The 26,177-nt window shown below is 68.0% G+C and carries 22 protein-coding genes; 16 read left to right on the top strand and 6 right to left on the bottom strand.

Features of this window, described 5'->3' with window-relative positions:
• The first annotated feature begins 41 nt into the window (after positions 1–41).
• On the top strand, positions 42–1,091 hold the full coding sequence (locus V5F61_RS07100; RefSeq protein ID WP_393987740.1) for a MaoC family dehydratase: 1,050 nt from the start codon (positions 42–44) through the stop codon (positions 1,089–1,091).
• Here V5F61_RS07100 and V5F61_RS07095 read toward each other — a convergent pair.
• The gene (locus V5F61_RS07095; protein WP_393987741.1) at positions 1,067–2,077 is read right to left on the bottom strand and encodes a CE1 family esterase; all 1,011 of its coding nucleotides are present in this window, start codon (positions 2,075–2,077) and stop codon (positions 1,067–1,069) included. The genes V5F61_RS07100 and V5F61_RS07095 overlap by 25 nt on opposite strands.
• Before the next feature lie 396 nt (positions 2,078–2,473).
• Between V5F61_RS07095 and V5F61_RS07090 the strand changes: the two genes are divergently transcribed.
• The 6 genes from V5F61_RS07090 to V5F61_RS07065 all read left to right on the top strand — a co-directional run bounded on the left by V5F61_RS07090 (position 2,474) and on the right by V5F61_RS07065 (position 7,788).
• Entirely contained in the window at positions 2,474–3,160 is a 687-nt protein-coding gene (locus V5F61_RS07090) for an OmpW/AlkL family protein (protein ID WP_393987742.1), read from the top strand.
• Positions 3,161–3,591: 431 nt separating this feature from the next.
• Entirely contained in the window at positions 3,592–3,993 is a 402-nt protein-coding gene (gene sdhC / locus V5F61_RS07085; RefSeq protein ID WP_393987743.1) for a succinate dehydrogenase, cytochrome b556 subunit, read from the top strand.
• A gap of 10 nt (positions 3,994–4,003) precedes the next feature.
• Positions 4,004–4,402, top strand: coding sequence for a succinate dehydrogenase, hydrophobic membrane anchor protein (gene sdhD / locus V5F61_RS07080; RefSeq protein ID WP_393987744.1), 399 nt, complete (start codon positions 4,004–4,006; stop codon positions 4,400–4,402).
• A gap of 3 nt (positions 4,403–4,405) precedes the next feature.
• A complete protein-coding gene (gene sdhA, locus V5F61_RS07075; protein ID WP_393987745.1) occupies positions 4,406–6,241 on the top strand; it encodes a succinate dehydrogenase flavoprotein subunit in 1,836 nt (611 codons plus the stop codon).
• A 111-nt stretch (positions 6,242–6,352) separates the two neighbouring features.
• The gene (locus tag V5F61_RS07070) at positions 6,353–7,138 is read left to right on the top strand and encodes a succinate dehydrogenase iron-sulfur subunit (RefSeq protein ID WP_393987746.1); all 786 of its coding nucleotides are present in this window, start codon (positions 6,353–6,355) and stop codon (positions 7,136–7,138) included.
• 404 nt (positions 7,139–7,542) lie between these two features.
• On the top strand, positions 7,543–7,788 hold the full coding sequence (locus V5F61_RS07065) for a hypothetical protein (protein ID WP_393987747.1): 246 nt from the start codon (positions 7,543–7,545) through the stop codon (positions 7,786–7,788).
• Positions 7,789–8,261: 473 nt separating this feature from the next.
• Here V5F61_RS07065 and V5F61_RS07060 read toward each other — a convergent pair whose 3' ends face one another.
• Positions 8,262–8,696 (bottom strand): hypothetical protein, encoded by a 435-nt coding sequence (locus tag V5F61_RS07060; protein ID WP_393987748.1) that lies wholly within the window; start codon positions 8,694–8,696, stop codon positions 8,262–8,264.
• A gap of 292 nt (positions 8,697–8,988) precedes the next feature.
• On the opposite strand from V5F61_RS07060, the gene V5F61_RS07055 reads away from it, so the two are divergent.
• From V5F61_RS07055 to V5F61_RS07025, 7 genes are all read left to right on the top strand, one after another.
• A complete protein-coding gene (locus tag V5F61_RS07055) occupies positions 8,989–10,281 on the top strand; it encodes an oligosaccharide flippase family protein (protein WP_394104020.1) in 1,293 nt (430 codons plus the stop codon).
• A 188-nt stretch (positions 10,282–10,469) separates the two neighbouring features.
• Positions 10,470–12,593, top strand: a complete 2,124-nt coding sequence (locus tag V5F61_RS07050) for an exopolysaccharide transport family protein (RefSeq protein ID WP_393987749.1) — start codon at positions 10,470–10,472, stop codon at positions 12,591–12,593.
• A 374-nt stretch (positions 12,594–12,967) separates the two neighbouring features.
• Positions 12,968–13,819 carry a polysaccharide biosynthesis/export family protein gene (locus V5F61_RS07045; RefSeq protein ID WP_393987750.1) on the top strand — a complete coding sequence of 284 codons (852 nt, stop codon included), beginning with the start codon at positions 12,968–12,970 and terminating at the stop codon, positions 13,817–13,819.
• 86 nt (positions 13,820–13,905) lie between these two features.
• On the top strand, positions 13,906–14,751 hold the full coding sequence (locus tag V5F61_RS07040) for a WecB/TagA/CpsF family glycosyltransferase (protein WP_393987751.1): 846 nt from the start codon (positions 13,906–13,908) through the stop codon (positions 14,749–14,751).
• Positions 14,748–16,118: a hypothetical protein gene (locus tag V5F61_RS07035; RefSeq protein ID WP_393987752.1), complete on the top strand. Its 1,371-nt coding sequence runs from the start codon at positions 14,748–14,750 to the stop codon at positions 16,116–16,118. Before V5F61_RS07040 ends, V5F61_RS07035 begins: the two co-directional genes overlap by 4 nt.
• Positions 16,119–16,419: 301 nt before the next feature.
• The gene (locus tag V5F61_RS07030) at positions 16,420–18,129 is read left to right on the top strand and encodes a carbamoyltransferase C-terminal domain-containing protein (protein WP_393987753.1); all 1,710 of its coding nucleotides are present in this window, start codon (positions 16,420–16,422) and stop codon (positions 18,127–18,129) included.
• A 399-nt stretch (positions 18,130–18,528) separates the two neighbouring features.
• Positions 18,529–19,386, top strand: a complete 858-nt coding sequence (locus V5F61_RS07025; protein WP_393987754.1) for an FkbM family methyltransferase — start codon at positions 18,529–18,531, stop codon at positions 19,384–19,386.
• 209 nt (positions 19,387–19,595) lie between these two features.
• Here V5F61_RS07025 and V5F61_RS07020 read toward each other — a convergent pair whose 3' ends face one another.
• Positions 19,596–21,269 carry an electron transfer flavoprotein-ubiquinone oxidoreductase gene (locus tag V5F61_RS07020; RefSeq protein WP_393987755.1) on the bottom strand — a complete coding sequence of 558 codons (1,674 nt, stop codon included), beginning with the start codon at positions 21,267–21,269 and terminating at the stop codon, positions 19,596–19,598.
• A 234-nt stretch (positions 21,270–21,503) separates the two neighbouring features.
• Here V5F61_RS07020 and V5F61_RS07015 point away from each other — a divergent pair, with 234 nt between their 5' ends.
• Complete coding sequence (locus tag V5F61_RS07015) at positions 21,504–22,379, top strand: uracil-DNA glycosylase (protein ID WP_393987756.1); 876 nt, start codon at positions 21,504–21,506, stop codon at positions 22,377–22,379.
• A gap of 4 nt (positions 22,380–22,383) precedes the next feature.
• On the opposite strand, the gene V5F61_RS07010 is transcribed toward V5F61_RS07015, so the two are convergent.
• The 3 genes from V5F61_RS07010 to hyi all read right to left on the bottom strand — a co-directional run bounded on the left by V5F61_RS07010 (position 22,384) and on the right by hyi (position 25,570).
• Positions 22,384–22,908: a CYTH domain-containing protein gene (locus V5F61_RS07010; protein WP_394104019.1), complete on the bottom strand. Its 525-nt coding sequence runs from the start codon at positions 22,906–22,908 to the stop codon at positions 22,384–22,386.
• Positions 22,909–23,122: 214 nt separating this feature from the next.
• A complete protein-coding gene (pyk, locus tag V5F61_RS07005; protein ID WP_393987758.1) occupies positions 23,123–24,643 on the bottom strand; it encodes a pyruvate kinase in 1,521 nt (506 codons plus the stop codon).
• 147 nt (positions 24,644–24,790) lie between these two features.
• On the bottom strand, positions 24,791–25,570 hold the full coding sequence (gene hyi / locus V5F61_RS07000) for a hydroxypyruvate isomerase (protein ID WP_393987759.1): 780 nt from the start codon (positions 25,568–25,570) through the stop codon (positions 24,791–24,793).
• 109 nt (positions 25,571–25,679) lie between these two features.
• Between hyi and V5F61_RS06995 the strand changes: the two genes are divergently transcribed.
• Positions 25,680–25,985, top strand: coding sequence for a YARHG domain-containing protein (locus tag V5F61_RS06995; RefSeq protein WP_393987760.1), 306 nt, complete (start codon positions 25,680–25,682; stop codon positions 25,983–25,985).
• The last annotated feature ends 192 nt before the right edge of the window (positions 25,986–26,177 follow it).

Raw genomic sequence — 26,177 nt, 5'->3', positions numbered from 1 at the left:
CCCGGTCTGCCAACATGCGCCACCACCCCTGGGGGAGCATGATGAGCAAGACGAACAAGGGCAATTTCTTCGAGGATTTCAAGATCGGCCAGGTGATCCGGCATGCCACGCCGCGCACCGTCACGACCGGCGACGCAAGCCTCTACAGCGCCCTCTACGGCACCCGCTTCGCGGTGCAGTCCGCCGACAGCTTCGCCCAGGCCATCGGCTATCCCCGCGCGCCGGTGGACGACCTTCTCACCTTCCACGTGGTGTTCGGCAAGACGGTGCCGGACATCTCCCTCAATGCGGTGGCGAACCTCGGCTACGCGGGCGGCCGCTTCCTCGCCCCCGTGTTCCCCGGCGATACGCTGAGCGCCGTCTCCGAGGTCATCGGCCTCAAGGAGAACTCCAATCGGCAGAGCGGCGTGGTCTACGTGCGCTCCACCGGCTTCAACCAGGACGGCGTCGAGGTGCTCGACTACGTGCGCTGGGTGATGGTGCGCAAGGCGGACCCCTCTTCCCCCGCGCCCGAAACGGTGGTGCCCAAGCTGCCCTCCGCCCTGGCGCCCGACGCCCTCGGCGCCGCCGTGCCGCTGCTCGACCTCGATGGGTGGAACAACGAACTCTCCGGCTCCACCGCCCGCTTCGGCGACTATGAGGTGGGCGAGCGCATCGACCACGTGGACGGCATGACCGTGGAGGAGGCCGAGCACATGCTCGCCACCCGCCTCTACCAAAACACCGCAAAGGTGCACTTCAACCAGTTCACCGAGGGCCAGGGCCGCTTCGGCCGCCGCCTCATCTATGGCGGGCACGTCATCTCGCTGGCGCGCGCGCTGTCCTTCAACGGCCTCGCCAACGCCTTCCATGTGGCCGCCATCAACGGCGGGCGTCATGTGGCGCCGCTGTTCGCCGGCCTCACCGTGCACGCCTGGAGCGAGATCCTCGATGCCCAGCCCCTGCCGGGCCGCGAGGACGTGGGCGCGCTGCGGGTGCGCACCATCGCCACCAAGGACCGCCCCACCGCCGATTTTCCATATCGAGCCGGCGAGGACTACGACCCGAGCGTGATCCTGGATCTCGACTATTGGGTGCTCATTCCGCGCTGACCCTGCTGCGCCCCGCCGGCCTGGGCGTCAGCGCCCGCCCGCGGGGCCGCGCCTGTCTTCGGCGCCGCACTGGTCTTGGCCGCCCCGCCGGCCTGCGGGGCGGCGCCTTTGGGCTTGCGCGGGGCCGCCGGCGACGGCGCGGGAACGGTGCCTGCGGCGGCGGCGAGCGAGAACGCGGACATGAAGCGCCACACTTCCTCGCCCGCATCGATGTCCCGGTTGCGCAGGCCCAGGAACGGCGTCGCGAGGTCCGGCTGGGTCTCCACCCGCGCCGGCGACTGGTGGCCCCCGCCCTCGACCGAGAGCAGCGTCACGGTCGCGCCGTCCCGGCAGCCCTGCCAGGTGCGCTCGGTCACGGAGGTGCCGTCGGCGGGGTCGAGATCGGGCAGAGCCCGCTTCTCCACGCCACCGCACCCGTTGAGCCGCGCGAACAGTGCGGCGCTGTCGGGCGCGGAAAAGGTCGCCCCCATGGGGGTCCAGAAACCACTGTAGGTGATGACCGTATCCGCCGTGCCATGGATGAACATGATCGGCACCGGCCGCGCGGGGTGGCACTCCTCCTGCGAATTGACCGGCGTGGTGGCCATGATCACCGAATAGGCCGCGAACAGCTCCGCCGCCTCGCACGCCATGCGCTCCACCATGAAGCCGCCGTTGGAAATACCCGTGAGGTAGATGCGCGCGGGATCGGCGACCCCTTCGGCCACCAGCTTGCCCACCAGCGCCACCAGGAAAGCCACGTCATCGCCCGGGCGCAGCAGCGCCTTCAGGCGCATCGCCGCCGGCCGGCTGTCATTCCAGACCCGGCCTTCTCCCTCCGGATAGACCGCGACGAAATTGTTCGCCGCCGCCGCGGCATCAAGACCAAAATAGGCGCGGAAGCTTTCCGGCGTCTGCCCCGCGCCGTGCAAGGCGATGACGACCGGTGCCGGCCCCGCCACGCCCGCGGGGTTGGACAGGATATATGAGCGCTTCGCGTCCCCCACGCTCAGATGCTGACGATTCGATGACGCACCCGCGCCCGATACCGCCAGCAATGTGGCCGCCACGACCAAAACTGTGGCTTTTCCGCACCACTTCGCGAGGGATTTCGCACCTGCCACAACCGCCCATACCACCCCACACAGGGATGGGGACGCGCCAGCCACAACCGAAGCCATACCCGAGAGATTCCTTGAAATCAAAGGAAGGGAGCGCCGAACCCGGGGGGACTTCGCCACCCCCCAAATCACCCTGAAATACGGCATGCGCGCGGCGCCACTGTGCCCTCGTTGCCACAGATCGGGCGACAAGCGAAGTGGACTTGATCTGAATCAATCCTATTCTGCGCCCAGAGCGTGATGTCTAACGCACGATAAATTCACTTTTGCGGGAGTTGGGGGATGATCAAGTTCGGTTTCGGGGCTGCGCTTGCGGCGACCTTTGGTGCCCTGATGGCGGGTCAGGCCGCGGCGGCCGACCTCTCGACGCCCGTCTACAAGGCGCCGGCGGTTGAGGAAGCCCAGAGCCCCTGGATGATCCGCCTGCGTGCGCTCTACGTGAAGCCCGAGAACGGCGGCTCCGTCACCGGCGTGCTCAACTCCGACCTGAGCTACTCGGACTCGGTCATCCCCGAGCTCGACATCTCCTACTTCTTCACCAAGAACATCGCTGCGGAACTCATCCTCGGCACCACCAACTCCACCATCACCGGTGAGGGTGCGCTGGCCGGCCTGAACGACATCGCCAAGGTCTGGATCCTCCCGCCGACCCTCACCCTGCAGTATCACTTCACCGACTTCGGGCCCTTCAAGCCCTACATCGGCGCTGGCGTGAACTACACGGTGTTCTACAACTCCAGCATCAAGAACGCCGCGTTCGACTCGATCAACGTGCAGGACAGCTGGGGCCTCGCCCTCCAGGCCGGCTTCGACTGGATGTTCGACAAGCACTGGGGTATCAACGTCGACGTGAAGAAGCTCTACCTGAAGCCCGACTTCACGCTGAACACCGCCGGCGGCGCGATCCTGAGCGGCACCGCCGACCTCAATCCCTGGCTCATCGGCGGTGGTGTCACCTACCGCTTCTGATCGAAGCCACATTCAGAATTTTTCGCGCGGCGTCGGGGCCCTCCCCGGCGCCGCGTTCGTTTTGGGCGAGCTTCGAGGGAAAGAGGCGGCTGGCTAGCGGGTGCGTCCAAGCGTAGCAGGCACAGAAGAGACCGCGCCGGGTGTTTCAGCTCCCCGACCCGCCATGCTCCGCCGGCTTTGTCAGAAAAAGTGAAGTTTTTACGGGATACAAAAGTGCGCAGATGGGTGTAAGGACGTGCCGTCGCTTGGCGCTCCTGCGCCGCAGCATGCCCCGGCGACCTCGGAAACCGGCAGCGGCCGCGCCCATCCAACCTAGGACCAATTGCGCCGCCGCCCTCATCCGCTCATTAAACCGCAGCCTTTCCGCTTTGGAATCGTTGCGAACTGGCCACGATTGAGATACCTGATCGGTCAATTTTTGGAGGAGGCCCATGGCCGATAGTCCTTCGCGCGTCGCGCGCCCCCTTTCGCCTCACCTGCAGATCTACCGGCCGCTGTTCACGATGATGATGTCCATCGTGCATCGCGTCACGGGCATCGGGCTGTACTTCGGCATGGTGCTGTTCGTGTGGTGGCTTCTGGCTGCGGCGTCCACCGCCTCTGCCTTCGCCACCTTCAGCGGGCTGGCCGGCTCGTTCATCGGCCTCCTGGTGCTCCTGGGCTTCACCTGGGCCCTGCTCCATCACGCCCTCGGCGGCGTGCGCCACTTCATCTGGGACTTCATCCACGGCTTCGGCCCGCAGGAGCGCATTCTGCTCGCCAAGGCGACGCTGGCGGGCTCGGTGGGCCTCACCATCGTGCTGTGGATCATCGGCCTCGCACTCAAGGGCTGAGGACAGCGACATGAGCAACCCCACTCATTCCCCCATGCGCACCCCCCTCGGCCGCGTGCGTGGCCTCGGCTCCGCCCACACGGGCACCGAGCACTTCTTCCTGCAGCGCGCCACCGGCCTTGCCAACCTGCTGCTGACGATCGCGTTCATCGTCATCGTCATCCGCCTCGCCGGCGCAAGCTACGCGGAAACCCGCGCGGTGCTCGGCCAGCCGCTGGTGGCGATCATCCTTCTCCTCACCCTCCTCTCGGTCAGCATCCACATGCGTCTCGGCATGCAGGTTGTGATCGAGGACTACGTGCACACCGAAGGCCTGAAGGTGGCGCTCATCATCGCCAACACCTTCTTCACCATCGCGATCGCTCTCGCCGGCGCCTTCGCCGTGCTCAAGATCAGCCTGGGAGGCTGACACATGGCCGATACCGCAACCAATGGGGCGGCCGCGCCGTCCAAGCTGGGCGCTGCCTACCCCATCCAGGACCACACCTACGACGTGCTCGTGGTGGGTGCGGGTGGCGCGGGCCTGCGCGCCGTGGTGGGCTGCTCCGAAGCCGGCCTGCGCACTGCCTGCATCACCAAGGTGTTCCCCACCCGCTCCCACACGGTGGCCGCCCAGGGCGGCGTCGCGGCGTCCCTCGGCAACATGGGCGACGACAAGTGGGAATGGCACATGTACGACACCGTCAAGGGGTCGGACTGGCTGGGTGACCAGGACGCCATCGAGTATCTGGTGCGCAACGCGCCCGCCGCCGTCTACGAGCTGGAGCACTGGGGCGTGCCCTTCTCCCGCACCGAGGACGGCAAGATCTACCAGCGCCCGTTCGGCGGCATGACCACGCATTTCGGCAAGGGCACCGCCCAGCGCACCTGCGCCGCCGCCGACCGCACTGGCCACGCCATGCTGCACACGCTCTACGGCGCGGCGCTGAAGCACAAGGCCGAGTTCTTCGTCGAATACTTCGCCATCGACCTCATCATGGACGAGGAAGGCCGCTGCCGCGGCGTGGTGGCGCTGAAGCTTGACGATGGCACCATCCACCGCTTCCGCTCGCACCTCACCGTGCTCGCCACCGGCGGCTACGGGCGTGCCTACTTCTCCGCCACCTCGGCCCATACCTGCACCGGCGACGGTGGCGGCATGGTGCTGCGCGCAGGCCTGCCGCTGCAGGACATGGAATTCGTGCAGTTCCACCCCACCGGCATCTACGGCTCGGGCTGCCTCATCACCGAGGGTGCCCGCGGCGAGGGTGGCTATCTCACCAATTCCGAGGGCGAGCGCTTCATGGAGCGCTACGCGCCCTCCGCGAAGGACCTCGCTTCCCGCGACGTGGTCTCGCGCTCCATCACCATGGAGATCCGCGAAGGCCGCGGCGTGGGCAAGAACAAGGACCACGCCTTCCTCCACCTCGACCACCTGGACCCGGCCATCCTCCACGAGCGCCTGCCCGGCATCTCCGAGAGCGCCCGGATCTTCGCCGGCGTGGATGTGACCCGCGAGCCGATCCCGATCCTGCCCACCGTGCACTACAACATGGGCGGCATCCCCACGAACTACTTCGGCGAGGTTCTGGACAAGCGCCAGGGCGATCCCGACACGGTCGTGCCCGGGCTGATGGCCATCGGCGAAGCCGCCTGCGTGTCCGTGCATGGCGCCAACCGGCTTGGCTCCAACTCGCTGATCGACCTCGTGGTGTTCGGCCGCGCCGCCGGCCTGCGCGCCGCCGAGCTGGTGAAGCCCGGCGAGAAGCATAATCCGCTGCCGGAGAATAGCGCCGAGCTTGCGCTCTCGCGCCTCGATGCCGCCCGCTACGCGAAGGGCTCGACCCCGACGGCAGAGCTGCGCCTCTCCATGCAGAAGGTGATGCAGAACAACTGCGCCGTTTTCCGCACCGGCGAGGTTCTGGAAGAGGGCAAGACCCTCATCCATGAAGTGTTCGATCATTCCAGCGATATCGGCGTGTCCGACCGCGGCCTGATCTGGAATTCCGATCTCATGGAGACCTTGGAATTCGAGAACCTGATCGGTCAGGCGGTGGTGACCATGGAAAGCGCGGCGAACCGCAAGGAGAGCCGTGGCGCCCACGCCCGCGAGGATTATCCCGATCGCGACGACGCGAACTGGATGAAGCATACCCTCGCCTACTTCGACTCGAAGACCGGTGCGGTGCGGCTCGATGACCGGCCCGTGCACACCTACACGCTGTCGAACGACATTCAGTACATCGAGCCCCGCAAGCGCGTGTACTGACGCCCTCTCCCTCGACCGCGCGCGCCGGCTGCGGCGCGTGCGGCCACGGCCAGAATTCCTGCGGGCGGTCCTGCCTCAAGCGACCACCGCTCCAGCGATCCAGGACGTCCCATGGCTGAGTTCACTCTCCCGAAAAACTCCCAGATCACACCGGGCAAGGTGTGGCCGAAGCCGGCCGGCGCCAAGAAGCTCACCGAGTTCCGCATCTACCGCTGGAACCCCGATGACGGCCGCAACCCGCGCATCGACACCTACTACGTGGACCGCGAAGACTGCGGCCCGATGGTGCTCGACGGCCTCATCTACATCAAGAACAAGATCGACCCCACGCTGACCTTCCGCCGGTCCTGCCGCGAAGGCGTGTGCGGCTCGTGCGCCATGAACATCGGCGGCACCAACACCCTCGCCTGCACCAAGGGCATGGACGAAGTGCTGGTGAAGGGCGTGGTGAGCGTCTATCCGCTGCCGCACATGGAAGTTGTGAAGGACCTGGTGCCGGACCTCACCCGCTTTTATGCACAGCACGCCTCCATCGAGCCCTGGCTTCAGACGGACAGCGCCCCCCCCGAGAAGGAATGGCGCCAGTCCAAGGAAGACCGCGAGAAGCTCGACGGCCTCTATGAGTGCATCCTCTGCGCCTGCTGCTCCACCTCCTGCCCGAGCTATTGGTGGAACGGCGACCGCTACCTCGGCCCGGCCGCCCTGCTCCAGGCCACCCGCTGGCTGAAGGACAGCCGCGACGAGCGCACCGGCGCCCGGCTCGACAATCTGGAAGATCCCTTCCGGCTGTATCGGTGCCACACCATCATGAACTGCGCGCAGGCGTGCCCGAAGAGCCTGAACCCGGCCAAGGCGATCGCCGAAGTGAAGAAGATGATGGTGGAGCGCTCTATCTGAACCTCCGCGGCGCGAGCTTCTTTCGCGCCGATCGCCTAGAGGGTGCACCGCGCTTCCGTCGCTGGCCTCTGGTTATACGAAAGCCGTCGCCGGCAACGGCGACGGCTTTTTCTTTAGCACCCCTGCCTTGCCGCGCCCGGTCCAGTTGGCTGGGACAGAGGGAAATGCGCCCTTTCAGGAGCGACCACGAAGCCACACGCTGGTCGTCGCCACCGCGCCCCCCCCAGACGAAGCGGTCCCGATAAAGCCGGCCGTGCATGACGTGCGACAGCGCGCGCCTGCTACGCCCTGGGGGCCTGACACGCGAACGTGAGCGTGTAAGCGGTCTTTTCACCACCAGCCCTGCGTGGTAAACAGGTGGATGGCCCGGTGAGGATATGGGCCGCGCCCTCCGGAGAAGTGCGATGCTGCGCCGCCTGTCCATCTTCATTGCCCTTGCGGCGATTGGTCTGCCTTTCATTGTGCGCTATCCGGAGCGTAGCTTCGAGCTGTTCGCGGGCCTCCTGATTACTTTCAGCACCACCAGCACGCTGATTTTTTTCGCGTTTGCGGTGACCGCTCTCGTGTTCGGCTTCGACCGTGCCTACAAGGGCCGCGTGGTGCAGGCGCAGCCGACGCATCAGGGCCTGGGCGACCAGTTCGTCTCCTGACGCATCAGGCCACGCCTCCGCTTTAGCGGCGTGGCCCGGAAAGCGCCTTTCGGTTTTCCGACTGCCGCTGTTGTTTAGTCAAGCATGCACTCCACTCCCGGCTTCTGCCATTCGCACCGGTTTCTGGGCTGAGCCAGCGGTGCGCTATCGAAGCGTTACGTTTGCGCGCCAGCAGCGCCATTCGTCCATGCCAGGACGGGCAGGCGCCGGTTTCGCAACAACCGCTTCTGTCCGCGTCAGCTTTTGAAACACGGCTTTCGCCCGTCCCACAGGGACGCGCCTCCTGGGGATCGGCGATCCGCGGGCGGCAACCTGCCCATCGAGAGCGACCCACGATCTCGAAAATCCCAGGCTCCCCGGCAGCCATATCGCCTCCAACGAAGGTCGCGCTTCGCCTGCCTATCGAAGGCTTGCCGGAAACGGTCGTTCAGCTCTGCCGCGGCGGCCCTCGCAAAGCAGGTCCGCGCCGCCCGTTACAAGCGACAGGTCCAGCTCGGCCAGAACTTCTTCTGGAAGAACGGGCGCAGCTCGATCTCGCGGAAGGTGCGCCACAGATTGTCGTTCGTCTGGGGGCAGAGGCGCATCATCGCAGTGGTGGGATTGCCCTGCCAGCCATCCGGGATATGGATCTCCAATGCGGTGCGGCCGTTGCCGAAATCGGCTTCCCGCCCCCACCACAGGCTCGGCAGGTTCTTCGCGAGATAAGCGCGGATCACCACATGGGGGTCGATGGGCAGCAGGCGGTTCATGGGGGTCAGGGTCCGTTGCCGCGGCAGGTCATTGAGATCGAGGATCTGCAGTTGCGCCCGCGCGGAGGTGGCGGCCGCCAGCGCCGCGAGCAGAGCAGCGAGGGCGCACGCCCTTGCGGCTTGAACCGGCACGTGCATCATGAATCGGGCCTCGATCATGGCCCGGAGTCGTTTCCGCGTGCGCCTCATCGGTCCGAACATCTCCCCATTTCCGCCGATCCGGCGAAACCCATTTTCCGGCTACGGCCAGCACGCCGCGGCGCCCCTCCCGGAAAGGGCTGGCGGCCCGGCGCGGCCCGGCTTCACCATCCTTCATAGCACCAGGGCGCGGGCGCGAGACAGCGGCGCGCCGCATCTCCTTCGCTAGCCAGCGAGCACCACCGCCCGCTGACGCCTCCCCGGCTACGCCCCCTCCCCATCGCGCCGCCCGGCGCCAGCCATCAAGAGCCCCATGAAGCTCCAGCTCAAGCCCATCCTCCGCCTCATCCTCGCCCAATGGGCGTTCGGCGCCGCGCTGGTGGTGCGCGGGCTGGAGGTGGTGGGCAAGCTCGGCCTCTACATGCTCACGGCGCGCATCCTGGGGGTGGTGGAGGCGGGCCTGTTCTTCCTCTGCAACACCTGGGTGAGCGCCGCGGCCACGGTGGCGCGCGGCGGCTTCGAAAAGGCGGTGATGCGCCATATCGCCGCTGAACTCGCGGTGGGGCGCGGGCCGGACGCGCGCAAAGCGCTATTGACGGGCACGCTGTGGGTGACGGCGGGCGGCCTCGCCGCGAGCCTCGCCACCGTGCTCGCCGCCGAGCCGCTCGCCACCTATGTTTTCAAAGAGCATGCGTTGACCGTGCCGCTGATGATCTCGGCGGCATCCATCCTGCCCCAGGCGCTGTGCATCTTCGCGGCGCACGCGCTCACGGGCTGCCACCGGGGCGTGGCGGGGCAGTTCGTGCAGAACGGCCTGTGGCCCATCCTCACCTTCGGCGCGCTGGCGCTCGGCATCCATTCGCTCCACGGCATCCTCTACGCGCTGGCGTTCGCCAACATCGTGAGCGCGGCCCTGGGCTTCGGGCTGCTCCTCGGTGAACGGCGCAAGCTCGCCGTGAACACGCCGAAGGATGGGCCGGTGGAACGACTGCCGGCGCTGTGGCGCACTGCGTGGCCCCTGGCCATCGTGGAAAATGTGCAGTCGGCGCTCAATTCCATCCCCACCATGGTGCTGGCGGCCTATGCCAGCGCCGCCGCGGTGGGCGGGTTCAGCGTGGCGAGCCGCATCACGGTACTGATCTGGGTGGTCATCATCGCGATCTCGACCATCGCCGCGCCGTCGTTCGCGGCGGCCCATCGCACCGGCGACTTCGACCAGCTGCGGGGGCTGAACCGGCGTGCGCGCCTCGCCATCGCGGCCTGCGGCGTGCCCGCCATCCTGGTGATGCTGGCGGCGCCGGGCTGGCTTCTGCACCTCATCGGCCCGGGATTCGAGGCGGCGGCGCCCGCGCTCGTCATCATGGCGGTGGGACAGCTCATCAACTGCCTGCTGCCGACCCAGGACGTGATGCTCGCCATGACCGGTCACGGGCGGGTGCTGCGCTGGCTGAACGGCGCCCAGCTCGCGAGCTGCATCATCCTGTGCTTCGCGCTCATTCCCCCCTTCGGCATGATCGGCGCGGCAGTGGCCACCTCGCTCTTCATTGCCCAGGGGGCCATCGGCACCACGCTGGCGGTGCTGAAGCTGATGCGGCGGGCCTATTGAGCGCGCCGGCTTTGCGCACTACCGCTTAACCGCGGGGTAATCGGGCCACGGCATGATTCTCCGGCGAGACCCGCCTGCGTGATGCCGCCTTCGCGGCCGCGCGGCCAGCCGGGACGGGACGCCGGCGGGGCGCGGGGGCGCAGCCGCCGCGGCGGGGGAGCAAGAGGCGGATGGCCGCAGGGGGAAGCATGTCGATGGCGCAACAGGCCGGCACGGCGGACGACACCGCACTCGCACCGGCCATCGCCGCGGAGGCGCCGAGCTTCACGCTGCGCGACTTCCTGATCGCCGCCTTCTTCCATATCCGCGTGGTGGCGGCAGCGGCCCTGGTGCCGCTGGTGATCGGTATCGCCGCTGCCGCCCTCGCCAAGACCGAATATACCGCCTCCAGCCTGATGCTGGTGATCGTGAACCGCGAGGTTTCCAACGCCGGTAACATCACCGACACCGGCCCCGCCGTGCTCACGGTGGAGGGCCTGAAGCAGGTGGAATCCGAGGTCCAGATCATCGAGAGCGCGGAGGTGATCCGCACCACCATCGAGCAGATCGGCCTCGACCGGCTGTTTCCGCCGGGCCCGCTGAGCAGCCTCGCCCGCATGCTCAGTTCCAGCCAGGACGAAATGGACCAGGCCATCGAGCGCTTCCGCCGCAGCCTGCGCGCGGACGTGGTGTCCGATTCCAACATCATCCAGGTGCAGTTCACCAATCCGGACCGCGAGATCGCCATCAAGACCACCGACGCGCTGGTGCAGAATTACCTCGCCAGCCGCCGCAAGGTGTTCGAGAATCCCACCGCCAAGATCCTGATGCTGGAGGTTGACCGCTTCAAGCGTGACCTCACGACAGCCGATAACGACATCGAGGCGCTCAAGGCGAAGGTGGGCGTGATCGACTTCAACCAGGACGCCATCCTCGCCTCCAACCAGATGGACAGCGTGGTGCAGCGCATCCGGCAGGTGGACGAGCGCGAGGCCACCCTTGCCGCCCAGCTCGCGGAGGCCGAGGCCCAGCGCCGCGCGCTGCCTGACTCGGTGTTCGACTTCGCGGAGAAGAGCGACGCCCTCCAGGGCGACGACAGCTCCAACCAGCTCACCCAGCTCCTTTTGGAGCGCGACCGCCTCGCCGCCCAGTACGCTCCCGGCAGCCCGCTGCTGAAGGAGGTGCAGAAAAAGATCGACACGATGCGCAAGCGCATCGCCGAGCGCGGGCAGAACCCCTATTACACCGACCGCGCCTCGCGGAACCCGTCCATCAATTATGTGGACAATCTCGTCCTCAACCTGAAGGTGGAGAAGGATTCCCTCGGCAAGCAGCGGGCCGAGCTGGAGCAGCAGCGCACCGCCGCGCAGCAGCGCATCGACATCCTGCGCGGCGCCGAGACGCGACTCGTCGAGCTGACCCGCCAGCGGGAGACCCTGAGCGAGGGCTATCGCGAGTACCTGCGCCGGGCGGTGGCCGCAAACATCGAGGAAACCGCAGCCCGCACCCGCCAGTCCAACGTGCGCCTGGTGCAGGAAGCCGGGGCGGCGGTGACCAAGCGCTCGCTGGTGCTGCCCATGCTGGCGGGCGGCCTTATCGGCGGCATATTGTTCGGTGCAGCGGCGGGCGCGATCGCGTCGGTGCTGCGCACCACCTTCATCATGCCCAGCGAGCCGGAGCGCCTCCTGGACCTGCCCAACCTCGCCACCTTCGATGAGGGCGTGGAGGAGCACGCCAGCCCGGCGGTGGACCAGGCCATCGGCAGTTGCGCCACACTCCTGCTCGACACGCGCATCGACGACGTGCCGCTGCGCGCCATGCACTTCCTCTCGCCCGATCGCGACGAGACCCTGCCCTGGTTCTGCCGCCGCCTCGCGGAGGAGTTCGCCACCCAGCGCCGCCTGCGCACCCTGCTGGTGGACCTCAGCTCCTACACCCCCTATCCGCTGCACACCGGGCACATGGAGGTGATCGGCGGCCTTGCGGTGACCACCACTCCCGTGCCGCTGCTGTGGTCTGCGGCGGAGGTGGAATCCTCGCCCCTGCTCAGCGTGCGGCTGCCGGTGGTGGAAGGAGAGGAGATGATCAAGGCGCTCAAGGTCGCCTTCGACTGCATCATCATCTGCTCCAGCCTCCAGGGCTCCTCGCTGGTGACCCAGCGCCTCACCCAGCTGGTGGACGGCAACATTCTCACCGTTCATGCGGAGATCACCCGCAAGCCGGCCGCCATCCACCTGCGCGACACGGTGGCCGAGGCGGGCGGCACGCTGCTGGGGCTCGTCTTCTTCGGACGGCGCTTTTACCTGCCCGCGTGGCTCTACCGCCGCGCCTGAGGGCGCCGCGCGGGTGCCCTCGGGCACCCCTCCTCCCCTCGCCCGCATCCGCGTGATTCGTCCCGCACGCCCGCCCCGTCGCAATCGCGGCCGGGCGGGCGGCGGCGCGCATTCTACCCTCCCCTACCGCACCGCACGCGCGCCATCCACAGGCCCACGCGACATTTCGCTACCGCCTGCCCTGGTCGGAAGCTGGGGCTATTTTGCTTTGCAGCGTAGCGTTAAGGACTTTGTTAACCGTGCGGCTTTAGCGTGTGTTAACCAAGAATTGCGGTTCAGCTCGTGCTGGCGGCATCACCGCTCCGGAGGCCGGAGGGATCGATCGGCCAGGACGCGGCGGGCGCGGTGCGAACGTGTCATTTTGGGAGTCCTCGATGGTCTTGCCCCGGTGCGGTTGGATCGCATCCGCTCGCCACATGGTGCGGGACCGGACCAGCCGGCGCGCGGTGCCGGTGGCGCTGGTGCTCATCGCCGGCCCCCTCGCCCTGAGCGGCTGCGCCGCCATCGCCACCTCGCAGAACACGGGCACGCCCCCCTTCACCACCGGCCACGAGCTGCGCTTCACCGAGGTCAATGCCGACCGTTTCCGCCCCTGGACCGACACCCTGCCCGCCTATCGGGTGGGCCCGGGCGATCGGCTGAAGCTCAAGTATTTCATCACCCGCGACATGGACGAGGAACTCACCGTCAGCCCGGACGGCACCATCGCCCCGCGCGCCATCGGCCAGATCCGGGTGGAGGGGTCCACCCTCACCGGGGTCGAGGAGTACGTCCGCAAGGCCTCCCGCAAGGAGCTGGTGGACCAGAAGGTGGTGGTGTCCCTGGAGGCGGCAGCCGGCCCCCGCGTCTATGTGGGCGGCATGGTGAAGCAGCCCGGCATGATCAAGGTGGAGAGCTCGGGCATCAGCGTGCTGCAGGGCGTGGTGATGGCGGGCGGCTTCACCGAGGAGGCGCGCACCGGCCAGGTGGCGCTCATCCGCCGCGGGCCCGACAACCTGCCCATGCTGCGCCTGATCGACGTGCGCGAAATGATCGAAACCGGCTTCTCCGACGGCGACGTGCCGCTCCAGAGCGGCGACATCATCTTCGTGCCGCGCAGCTCCATCGCCGAGGTCAATCTCTGGATCGACCAGTTCATCAATCGCGTGGTGCCGTTCCAGCGCTCGTTCAGCTATACCATCGGCAATTACACGCAGAACGGCGGCACCACCTCGCTCGTCCCCTGAGCGGGCGGGCGCCGCCCCGGCAGGATGGGGCACGGGAGCCGGTGCACGGCGCCCTGCGGCCGGACACAGGAGCGGAACCAGAAGCCATGCCGCAGGAAGCCTTGCCGCAGGAAGCCTTGCCGCAGCCCGTCGCCCTGCCGGCGGACGTGCAGACCATCACCTTCCTCAACGTGCCGTTCGCGTGCCTCGACACGGAAGGCGCGGCGGCCCTCATCGCCGCGCGGCCGCCGGGCGCCCCGTTCGCCTATGTGGTGACCCCCAACGCGGCCAACCTCACCCGGCTCAACGAGCTGAAGGACCCGGTCTTCATCGAGATCTACGAGAACGCCTGGCTGCACACCATGGATGGGGCGGTGCCGCGGGCGCTGGCGCGCCAGCTGTTCGGCCTCCACATTCCCCGCGCGCCCGGCTCCGACATCACCACCGCCCTGTTCGAGCGCCACATCCGGCCTGACGACGCCATCACCATCATCGGCGGCTCGGATGAGATGCTGGAGCGCCTCAAGGCGCGCTACCACCTCACCAACGTGGCGATGCATGTGCCGCCCATGGGCTTCATCAACAAGCCCGAGGAAGTGGAGCGCTGCGTTTCCTTCGTGCTGGACCACCCGGCCCGCTATGTCTTCTTCGTCACCGGCTCGCCGCGCTCCGAATATGTCACGCGCCTCGTCTGGCGCAGCGGCAAGGCGGTGGGCACCGGCCTGTGCGTGGGCAACTCGCTGAACTTCCTCACCGGCCTTTCCACCCGCGCGCCGCTCGCCTACCGCCGGCTGGGGGTGGAGTGGCTGCACCGGCTGGTGCAGGACCCGAAGATTCAAGTGAAGCGCGTGTTCGTGGATTCCATGCCGGTCTTCCTTGCCGCAGCCAAGGCCCGGCTGAACCCCGCAGCCTATGGCATGGCGAAGCCGGACGGCACGGACAGCACGCCATGAGCGTGGCGGGCCCCACGCGTCCGGCCCGGAAGGTGGAAATGCCGCTGCGGCGGCGGGTGCGCACGCGCGCCTACGGGGGGCCCTCCGTCTCCAGGACCGCGACGCTCGCGCTCATCTTCGCCCTGCCCTTCTTCGCCCAGGTGTTCCATTACCTGAACGAGCTGCCACCGCCCTACTTCCTGTCGAAGGCGTGGCCGTTCCTCATGTTTCCGCTCAGCCTCTACGGCGCTATCCGCCTGCGGCTGCCGGGGCGGAACCTGTTCCTGCTGCTGCTCGCCTATCTCCTGGGCTTCACGCCGCTGATCTCCATCATCCAGCTCGGCAACGGCCTCCTCGACGCGCTCGCCACCACGGTGAAGGCGTGGCCCTTCACCTATTATTTCGCGCTCGCCGGCCTGCTCTCCCTCATGGCGCTGCCGCCGGAGCGGGTGCGCGCGGTGTGCCTCTCCTACGGCATCGCCACCTTCGTGCTGCTGGTGCTGCTCTACACGCTGGCGCCCCGCTCCTGGTTCGTAACCGACCCCATCAACGGCAAGCTCCTGCAATACGACACCGACCGCGGCCGACGCGTCTACATGTCGATGTTCTTCGGCATGATCTTCATCTTCTACCTGGGCCGCAGCTTCGTGATCGAGCGGCGGCCCTTCCGCCTGTTCCTCATCCCGGTGTGCCTGCTGATCCAGGTGCTCACCTACAAGCAGCGCACCGCGATCCTGATGGCGGTGCTGGTCACCGCATACGGCATCGTCATGTCCCTGCCGGGCCGGGCGCGACGGTTCGCCATCGGCATCGGGATCGCCATGATGGTGCCCATGCTGGTGATGGTGGCGGCCAAGCTCGGCCTGTTCGGCGGCTCGGGCTGGGACAGCATGGAACAGAGCCTCGGCGGCTCGCTCTCGGTGCGGCAGAACTCAAGCGCGATCGCGGTGCGCTACCTCGGCGACCACACCATGCGCTGGATCTTCGGCGTGGGTGCCACCACGCGCTTCGGCTCGGTCACGCTCGCCGACATCTTCGGCTACAGCCAGTTCTTCATCTCGGACCTGGGCTGGCTCGGCGTGGTGTTCGAATATGGGCTGACGGGCGCCATCCTGGTGCTGATGGTGCACGTATGGGCTTTCGTCTTCACCGCCCGGCGCGGCATGGCGGCGCGTGACCCCTTCGCGCTCGCCGTGTCCGATTACGTGCTCTACCTGCTCTTGACCTCCGCGGTCTACTCGCTGGTGCTCCAGCCGGGCGAGCTCGGTGTCGCGCTGGCGCTCGTCGTCTACGCCACCAGCGCCTCGCAGCCCGCGGTGCCGGCAGCCTTCCGCCCACCGCCGGGGCGTCCGCGCCGGCGGTGGCTGGGCCGGCCACAGGCGGCATGAGGCACGTCCCTCCCGCGGGCAGGTGAGCGCGGGCAGAAACCGGCTGCGAAACCGAGGGGAGCCTGCGCCGAGCGCATGGCCAACGGGGCGATGCCCACGGCGCGCGGGACACCCGACGACACGCGCGCCCAGACAGTTGACGCGACGACAAGGACATCGCTTTTTAACGCTCGGCGAACTAGGCTGTTGTCAAAAGCCGTGTCCAAAGCGTCATCCTTCCTCCCGTAGAACCCCTCTTTACTCCCCCTGCCATTGACAAAGCCATTCCGGCTTGGCGCACATTGTCTTTCGGAGTGTGAAAGTGACCGTCATCGGCGTCAGCGATTCCCACAATTCTGCGGTTGCCGCTTTGTCCCAGGATGGAACGATCTCGGCCGTTCAGGAAGAACGCCTTCGGCGCGTCAAGAACTACCACGGCGTTCCCGCCATGGGCCTCGAATGGCTGTTGCGGGAGACCGGCGTGAAGCCGCAGGACGTCTCGGTGCTCGCCCTCGCCGGCCTGCCGACGGTGCCGCTCGACCGCGCCGGGTGGATCGACGTGTTCCGCCGCTCGGCCCATTGGCAGGGACGGGTGCGCACCGCCATCGGCCAGACGCCGCTGCGGCTGGCGGTGGAGCGCCAGCGCGCCCAGCAGCGCCATGATGCCTACGTGGCCATGGGCTTCCGCCCCGAGGCCATCAAGACCTATGGCCACCACGCCTGCCACGCCGCCACCGCCTACTTCGGCCAGCCCGACCGCAGCAAGCCGATGCTGGTGCTCACCGTGGACGGCGGCGGCGACGGCCTGTGCGCCAGCGTCAGCATCGGCGAGAACAACACGCTGAAGCTGCTGCACGAGGTGCCCTACGCCGATTCATTCGGCACGCTCTATGCGGTGGTCACCTATATGCTCGGCATGGTGCCGCTGGAGCACGAATACAAGATCATGGGCATGGCGCCCTATGCCGCCATGTCCGGCTGCCGCAAGATCGCCGACCGGCTGCACACCCTGTTCCGCTGGGTGGACGACCGCAGCCCGGTGTGGTCCCGCGCCCCCGGCGTGCCGCACACGCTGCACATCCAGCCGGTGCTGGAGAAGCTCTTCTTCGAGCAGCGCTTCGACAACATCATGGGCGGCGTCCAGCTGTTCACTGAGGAAATCCTCTGCGAGTTCGTGCGCCGCGCGGTGGCGGAGACCGGCATCGGCCGGCTCTGCCTCTCCGGCGGCGTCTTCATGAACGTGAAGGCCAACAAGCGGATCATGGAAATGGACGAGGTGGAGAGCATCTTCGTCTTCCCCTCCTGCGGCGATGAAACCAACGCCATCGGCGCCGCCTACCTCGCCCGTGCCGAGCGCGAGGGCGGAGGCGCCGTGCCGGCCCTCGCCTCCATGTATCTCGGCCCCGACTGGTCCGACGAGGAGATCCGCGCCGACCTCTCCGAATGGACCGAGCGCGGCGACATCGTCCTCTCGCGCCCGGACAACATCAACGACGCGGTGGTCGGGCTGCTGGCGCAGGGCCATGTGGTGGGCCGCTTCGCCGGTCGCGAGGAGTTCGGCGCCCGCTCGCTCGGCAACCGGGCGATCCTGGCGGACCCGCGCAATCCGGACGTCATCCGCGAGATCAACGAGATGGTGAAGAGCCGCGACTTCTGGATGCCGTTCGCCGCATCCATGGTCGCGGAATATGCGGACATCTACCTGCGCAATCCCAAGCATGTCTCCGCGCCCTACATGATCCTCTCCTTCGACACCACCGGCGCCGGCGCGGAACAGCTCAAGGCGGGCACCCACCCCTACGACCGCACCTGCCGCCCGCAGGTGGTGACGCAGGAGACCAACCCGGCCTACTGGGACCTCATCCAGCGCTTCGCGGCCCAGTCCGGCGTGGGCGGGCTGCTCAACACCTCGCTCAACCTGCATGGCCTGCCGCTGGTGCACCGTCCACGCGATGCTGTGCATGTGCTCCTGAACTCGGGCCTGAACTGGCTCGCGGTTGGGCCCTTCCTGGTGACGAAGCCGGGCGCCTGAGCGTCCATGAACGCATCCGCCATGCGCGATCCAGGGTTGCCGCGAACCCAGGGCCACCCGCGCGAATGGCGCGACACAAGGTCCGCGACACCGCGGCCTTCTCGCCCGCCGGCGCCGCGCGGCGCCAGGGACGAAAGTGCCCCGGCGTTGCGGCACGCCATGGAGCCGGACGCTGGAGACCATCGGGCGGCGGCCGGCCATGCAAGCGGCGGGGATACGCGGCGCGCTACGCCTTGTTGACATCCCCCGCCTATTCTCATGTCTACCTTCCGGGCGGCTGCGGACACGCCCGGACCGAAGCTTCCCTTCCCCTGCCGATGCCGGTGTCGTCACCGCAGAGGCCCCGGCCGGAAGGGCCAACCGAACGCGATTTTCCAGCCGGATGAGATTGCAGGGGCGATGATGCTAAAGCGGATCAAGAAGCTTCTGAACGAGCAAGCGTTCAAGCAGGCGCCCCTGACGGTGCTGGCCCGCGTCGCCCGTCTCGCGACGCTGGTGGCGCTGGGCCAGCGGCCCACCTTCCACCTGGTGCCCGGCGGCGCGGTGATGCAGGTGCCTGCGGACCTGCGCTACACCACCGTCTCGGTATTCCTGCTGCGCGACCAGGTGGAACCGGAGCTGAGATATCTCGACCGCTTCGTCGCCAAGGGCGACGTGTTCGTGGACGTGGGCGCCAATGTGGGCCTGTTCTCCCTGAAGATGGCCCCGCGCGCGAGCCGCATCGTCTCGGTGGAGCCAGGCAAGGAGGCGGGCGACCTGCTGGTCCACAACGCCACGCTCAATGACTTCAAGAACGTGACCCTGGTGCGCAAGGGCCTCGCCGACGCCGCCGGCCGGGCCTCCCTGTTCCACAATCCCGTGGGCGACGACCCGCAGGCATTCTCCCTCGTCAACGACGGCGCCGCCACCGAGGCGGAGGAAGTGGAGATCACCACCCTCGACGCGCTGGTGGCCGACCTCGCGCTGCCGCGGGTGGACAGCATCAAGATCGACGTGGAAGGCGCCGAGCAGCGGGTGCTCGCCGGCGGCCTCAAGACCATCTCCACCTGGCACCCAGTCATTATCTTCGAGATGAACTGCCCGGCCCTGCTCTCCAGCGGCGGCGACCCGGCCGCCCCCTGGAACACGCTGGCGGGCCTCGGCTATCGCTTCTTCCGCCTCGACTGGGAAGGCCGGCTCACCGCGCTCACGACGCGCCCGACCGAGTTCTGCAACATCATTGCCTGCCACCCCGAGAGCCGCAACCAGGTGGCCTGATCCGGCACCCCACAGGCAAAGCATGACAAAAAGGCCGGTGGGCGTGAAACCCACCGGCCTTTTTCCTTGCGTGCCATGAGGTGCGCCAACCCGGCGCCAACCGGATCAACTCATGCCGTTCTGCCCCACGCAGGCATCGGGCGAGTCTTGCACGATGGCGCACAGGGGACCGGCAAAGGGCCCATGCGCAACGCTCACAGGCCCCGCCATCACATGTTGGGATAGTTCGGCCCGCCGCCGCCTTCGGGCGCGGTCCAGGTGATGTTCTGGTTCGGGTCCTTGATGTCGCAGGTCTTGCAGTGCACGCAGTTCTGCGCGTTGATCTGGAAACGCGGACCCTCGCCGCCCTCCTCCACCCACTCGTACACGCCGGCCGGGCAGTAGCGGTTGGACGGGCCGCCGTAGACGCCGAGTTCGGACGACTTCTGCAGCGCCATGTCCGCCACCTTGAGGTGAACCGGCTGGTCCTCCTCGTGGTTGGTGTTGGAGATGAACACCGAGGACAGCTTGTCGAAGGTGAGCACGCCGTCGGGCTTGGGATAGGCGATCTTCTTGCACTTGGCGGCGGGCTTCAGGGTGGCGTAGTCCGCCTTGCCGTGCTTCAGCGTGCCGAACAGCGAGAACCCGAGGGTGTTGGCCCACATGTCGAGCCCCGCCAGCGGGATGCCGATGTAGGTGCCGAGCTTGGACCACAGGGGCTTCACGTTGCGGACCTTCTTCAGGTCATCGCCCACGGCCGAGCCGCGCCAGGCGTCCTCGTAGCTCGAAAGCTCGTCATGGCTGCGGCCGGCGGCCAGCGCCTCCACCAGGTGATCGGCCGCGAGGATGCCGGAGAGCACCGCGTTGTGGCTGCCCTTGATGCGCGGCACGTTCACGAAGCCGGCCGCGCAGCCCACCAGCACGCCGCCGGGGAAGGACAGCTTCGGCACGCTCTGCCAGCCGCCCTCGGTGATGGCGCGGGCGCCGTAGGAGATGCGCTTGGCGCCCTCGAACGTATCCTTGAAGATGGGGTGGGTCTTGAAGCGCTGGAATTCCTCGAACGGGGAGAGCCAGGGGTTCTGGTAGTTCAGGTGGACCACGAAGCCCACCATCACCTGCTCATCCTCCATGTGGTAGAGGAAGGCGCCGCCGCCGGTCTTGGAATCGAGCGGCCAGCCGAAGGCGTGCTGTACGGTGCCGGGCTTGTGCTTCTCCGGCTTGACCTTCCACAGCTCCTTGAGGCCGATGCCGAACTTCTGCGGCTCGCGGCCCTCGCCGAGGCCGAACTTGGCGATGAGCTGCTTGGAGAGCTGGCCGCGCGCGCCCTCGGCGAACACGGTGTAGCGGCCGCGCAGCTCCATGCCGCGGGTGAACTCGGCTTTGGGCTCGCCGTCCTTGCCCACGCCCATGTCGCCGGTGGCGACGCCGCGCACCGCGCCCTTCTCGTCGAACAGCAGCTCGTTGGCGGCGAAGCCGGGATAAATCTCCACCTCCAGCTCCTCCGCCTTGCGGGCGAGGTAGCGCGCCACATTGCCGAGCGAGCCGATGAAGTTGCCGTGGTTGTTCATCAGCGGGGGCATGGCGAAGTTGGGCAGCTTCACGCCGCCGGCCGGGCCGAGCAGGTAGAAGTGGTCGTCGTTCACCTGGGTGACGAGGGGGCGGTCCTCCTCCTCGCGCCAGCCGGGCAGGAGCTGGTCGAGACCCGAGGGGTCCACCACCGCGCCGGAGAGGATGTGGGCCCCCACCTCGGAGCCCTTCTCCACCACCACCACCGAGATCTCGGTGCCGCGTTCGGCCGCCTGCTGCTTCAAGCGAATGGCCGTGGCAAGACCGGCGGGCCCACCGCCCACCACCACCACGTCGTAGTCCATGCCTTCGCGTTCAGGCAGTTCGGCCGCGCTCATCCCCTAAGCTCCCGCTTACGTCATCGTGCTTTCGTTGGAGTTCTTCCACGGTTGGGCCGTCCTGACAATTCGCGAGATGGCCACAAGGTGCGACGACTTGACCGACCCGCCGGTTGTCCCCATGTCCGTGGACGCACATGCAGCAATACGCTGCTTCACCCGCGGGTGCCGGCGTGCCATAGGTTCGCCCTGCAGAACGCGTGAGGCGCGCCGCCGCGCCCGGCCCGGACTTCGATGAACGATCACCCGCCCCACGACTGGTCCGACCTTCTCGCCTTCCATCTGGAAGCCGGGGTGGACGTGGCCCTCGGCGAGGCGCCGGTGGACCGCTTCGCCGAAAGCGCGGCCGAGCAGCATGCGCGCGCCGCGCCGCAGGAGCTGGACGGCGGATCGCAGGAGTTTGCCCTGCCCGCGGCCCGCGCCGCCCCGTCCCGCGCCCAGCCGCACGCCCAGGGCGCGTCCCGCCCGCCCGTGGTCGCCCCGCATTCGCCCGACGAGGCGGTGATGGCCGCGCGCGAGGCGGCCCGCGGCGCTGCCAGCCTGGAGGAGCTGCGCGCGCTCATGGAGGGGTTCGAGGGCTGCGCGCTGAAGCGCACCGCGAGCCGGCTCGTGTTCGCGGACGGCAACCCGGGCGCGCGGGTGATGTTCGTGGGCGAGGCGCCGGGGCGTGACGAGGACCAGCAGGGCCTGCCCTTCGTAGGCCGCGCCGGACGCCTGCTGGACCTGATGCTGGGGGCCATCGGCCTCGACCGTTCGAGCGCCTATATCGCCAACATCATCCCCTGGCGGCCGCCGGGAAACCGGGCGCCGACGCCGCAGGAAACGGCCATCTGCCGGCCCTTCATCGCCCGCCAGATCGAGCTGGCGAACCCGGAGCTGCTGGTGTGCCTGGGCGGCCAGTCGGCGCAGGCGCTGTTCGGCACCACGGAGGGCATCACCCGGCTGCGCGGCCGCTTCATGGAGTACGAGACCGGTACGCGCGCGATCCGCGCGGTCGCGACCTTCCATCCGGCCTATCTGCTGCGCACGCCCATCGGCAAGCGTCTCGCCTGGCGTGACCTGCTCGCCATAGAGGCGGCGCTGGGCAAGCCCGGCGCGGAAAAAGCCTGAGCCGTCAGATCTCGCAGCGGGCGTCGCCCAGCGGCGCGCTCACCAAGGCGGAGTTGCGATAGCGGGGATCGGAGGTCACTTCCTCCCCCACCCAGGGCGGCAGCGCCACCCGCTCCTCGGGATGGGTGAGCTCCACCTCCGCCACCACGAGGCCGGCGTTGTCGGCGCCGAACACATCCACGGTCCAGAGCTTGCCGGCGTGCATGAGGGAATAGCGGGTCTTCTCGATCAGCGGCCCGTCGCACAGGTCCCGAAGCATGACCTCGGCATCATGGAGGGGGATCTCGTATTCAAACTCCGCGCGCGAGATGCCCTCGGTCTTGCTCTTGACCGTGATGAAGGCGCGCGGGCCCGCCACGCGGATGCGCACGGTGGTGTCCGCGCCGAGGCAGAGATAGCCCTGGCGAATGGGGCAGGACTCCGCGCCCTCTCGCCAAGCCTCTGAAACCACGAGGAACTTTCGCTCGACTTCGACAGCCATAATGACGCAACGCGAGAGTTGGAACAGGTTGAAGATGCGCCGCAGCACGCACGACGTCCACCCCTCTTAAAATTATAAGCCGGCAAATCTTATAACCGGAAGCATTTTTCTCGAAGCAATTCCAGGCGTTACCCTGATATGCGTTGCGGCGATACCACGCATGCGGAACAGCTCGCGCACAAATACTTTTCCCAGCCAAAGAATGCCAACCCCCCGCCCGCAATGGGCGGGGGGTTACTTGTTATTCCCGCATGAATACACCTTAGCCGGCGCGCGCCGTGTCCGTCCGCGCCGCGGCGCCCACCGCCGCATCCACGTCGTAGCGGGACGGCGGATCATCGGCGCCGATGGTGGTGATGCGCATGATGTTGGTGCTCCCGGGCTGGGCGAAGGGCACGCCGGCGCAGATGGCGAGCCGGTCTCCCGGCCGCCCCAGGCCATGCTCCACCGTGGTGCGCACCGCCGTGTCCACCATCTCGCCGAAGGAGTGGATGTCCTCCTTCATGTGCACCGCGTGCACGCCGTAGGAGAGCGCCAGCCGCCGCGCGGTGCCGATCCTGGGCGTGAGGCCCAGGATGGGCAATTGTGGCCGCTCGCGCGCGGCGCGCAGACCCGTGGTGCCCGAGAGCGTAAAGGCGACCAGGGCGCAGGCCCCCACCGCCACCGCTGCCTGGTAGCTCGCCTTGATGACAGCGTCGCCGATGGCGCTGCCGAAATCCGCCTCAGAGGCGCCGAGCACCTTGCGATAGCCGGGGTCGCACTCCACGTGGCGGATCACCTCGTCCATCACCGTCACCGCCTCCACCGGATACTGGCCGGCGGCGGTCTCGGCGGAGAGCATCACCGCGTCCGCCCCCTCGTAGACGGCGGTCGCCACGTCGGAGACCTCGGCGCGGGTGGGCACCGGGGCCTGAATCATGGATTCCAGCATCTGGGTGGCGACGATGACCGGGCGGCCGAAGCGGCGCGCCTCGGCGATCATGCGGCGCTGCAGGGCCGGCACCTCCGCGAGCGAGATCTCCACGCCCAGGTCGCCGCGCGCCACCATGATGGCGTCGGAAAGCTCCACCAGCTCGGTCAGGTGCTCCACCGCCGAGGGCTTCTCCATCTTCAGCATCACCGCCGCGCGGCCCTTGATGAGGGCGCGCGCCTCGTGGATGTCCTGCGGCTTCTGCACGAACGAGAGGGCGATCCACTCCACCCCGGCCGCGCAGGCGAACTCGAGGTCGAGCCGGTCCTTCTCGGTCAGCGGGGAAAGCGGCAGCACCACATCGGGGATGTTGAAGCCCTTGGTGTTGGACAGGCGCGTGCCGGCCACCACCCTGGCCTCCAGATAGCCCGGCCCCTTCTCCACCACCTTCAGGCGCACCTTGCCGTCGTCGCACAGCACGGTGGCGCCCACCGGCAGCGCCTCCAGGATGTCGGGATGGGGAATGGGCACGCGGCGTCCCTCCCCCGGCCGATCGGTGTCGGCGTCGAAATGGAGGATGTCGCCGGGCGCGAAGGAGACGGAGCCCTCCTTGAAGCGGCCGACGCGCAGCTTCGGCCCCTGCACGTCGGCGATGACGCCGATGGGCCGGCCCTCGTCCTTCTCCAGCCGGCGGATGCGCTCCAGCACCGCGCCGTGGTCGGCCTGGGTGCCGTGGCTGAAATTCAGCCGGAACACGTCCACGCCGGCCCGGAACAGGGCTTCCAGCTTCTCCGGCGCATGGGATGCGGGGCCGACGGTCGCCACGATCTTGGTGGCGCGCTCGCGCCGCACGGGCGCTCGCTTGTGGGGCATGCGGGTGTTCCTCCGGTTCCGGGGTTGGCCCTCGGGATTGGCGCGCGGCAATTCTCGCTTAGCGCCATCATGCGACAGCCGCGTCTCCGCATAAAGTCGCATAAGGGACAGCGAGGCTGCCGCGTCCGGCCGGTGGGGAGACCCCGATCACCCCAGATAGGGTGCGAGCCAGCCGAGGCCGGCGTCGGTGCCCGCGCGGGGGCGGTACTCGCAGCCGATCCAGCCCTCGTAGCCGGCCACGTCGATGGCGGCGAGCACGAACGGGAAATGGATCTCCCCGGTGCCGGGCTCGCCCCGCCCCGGCGCATCGGCGATCTGGATGTGGCGGATGCGGTCCATGTGGCGGGAGAGGGTGTGGGTGAGGTCCCCCTCCATCACCTGCATGTGGTAGACATCGTATTGCAGGAAGGCATTGGGCGCGCCCACGGCCTCCAGCAGGTCGAGCGTCTCGCGCGAGCGGGAGAGGGCGAAGCCCGGCATGTCGCGGGTGTTGATGGGTTCCACCAGCAGGTCGAGCCCCTCCCGGCCCAGCGCCTCCGCCGCGAACCGCAGGTTTCGCGCCAGCGCGTCCCGCGCGGCGATGGCGGAAACGCCTTCGGGCACGCGGCCCGCGAGGCAGTTCAGCATGCGCGCGCCGGTCGCCCGCGCATGGTCGAGGGCGCGGCCCACCCCGTCCTCGAACTCCCCCTCCCGACCGGGAATGCAGGCAATGCCGCGTTCGCCCGCGGCCCAGTCACCGGCTGGCAGGTTATGCATCACCAGCGTCAGTCCGTTGGCGGCGAGGAGGTCGGCCAGCCGCTCCTTCTCCAGGGCGTAGGGAAACTGGCACTCCACCGCGCGGAAGCCCGCCGCCCGCGCACGGGCAAAGCGATCGGCGAATTCCAGCTCGGTCCACAGCAGGCTCAGGTTGGCTGCGAATTTCGGCACCTGCGCTCTCCCTCAAGGCCCTTCCCGGCCGTCACGGTCCCGGGGTAGCATCGCATGCCGCAACGAAACGGCGAGGCCGGCAGGATAGCGGCGCAAAACGGGGGTGACGATGCTTCGCAACACCGCGCGCGGCCTTGGCTCCGCGCTTCTCCTCATGCTCGCGGCCGGCACTCCGGCCGCCCTCTCGCTCGCGCCGCAGCCGGCGGCGGCCCAGGCGCTGAGCGAGCTTTCGTGCCGCGCCCTGTGGTACCAGCGCAACGCCGTCTACGCCGAGCAGGGCCACTGCTTCAAAACCGCCGACGCCATCGCCACCTTCGGCGAGCGCTGCTATCCGCCCTACGGCAAGCTCACCCCCGCGCAGCAGCGCTATGTGGACCAGGTGCAATACTGGGAGGCCCGCAAGGGCTGCAGGTAGACAGGCGCTCTCGACCCCTTTCCGAGGACGCACCCGGCGTTTCTTCGCCGTTCGGCTTCGTGCCGGCCGACACCGGCAATGCAGAACGAAACCGGCGCCGGGCACGCGGCGGCCGGACGCCTGCTCCATTCCGGCACGGCCAGAGCCCTCTCCCACGCGCACCACATTCCATATTGGCACCACAACCCAGGT

Source organism: Xanthobacter sediminis (genome assembly GCF_043195015.1).
Classification (GTDB): Bacteria; Pseudomonadota; Alphaproteobacteria; order Rhizobiales; family Xanthobacteraceae; genus Xanthobacter.
This window is presented reverse-complemented; position numbering and strand designations above follow the sequence as displayed.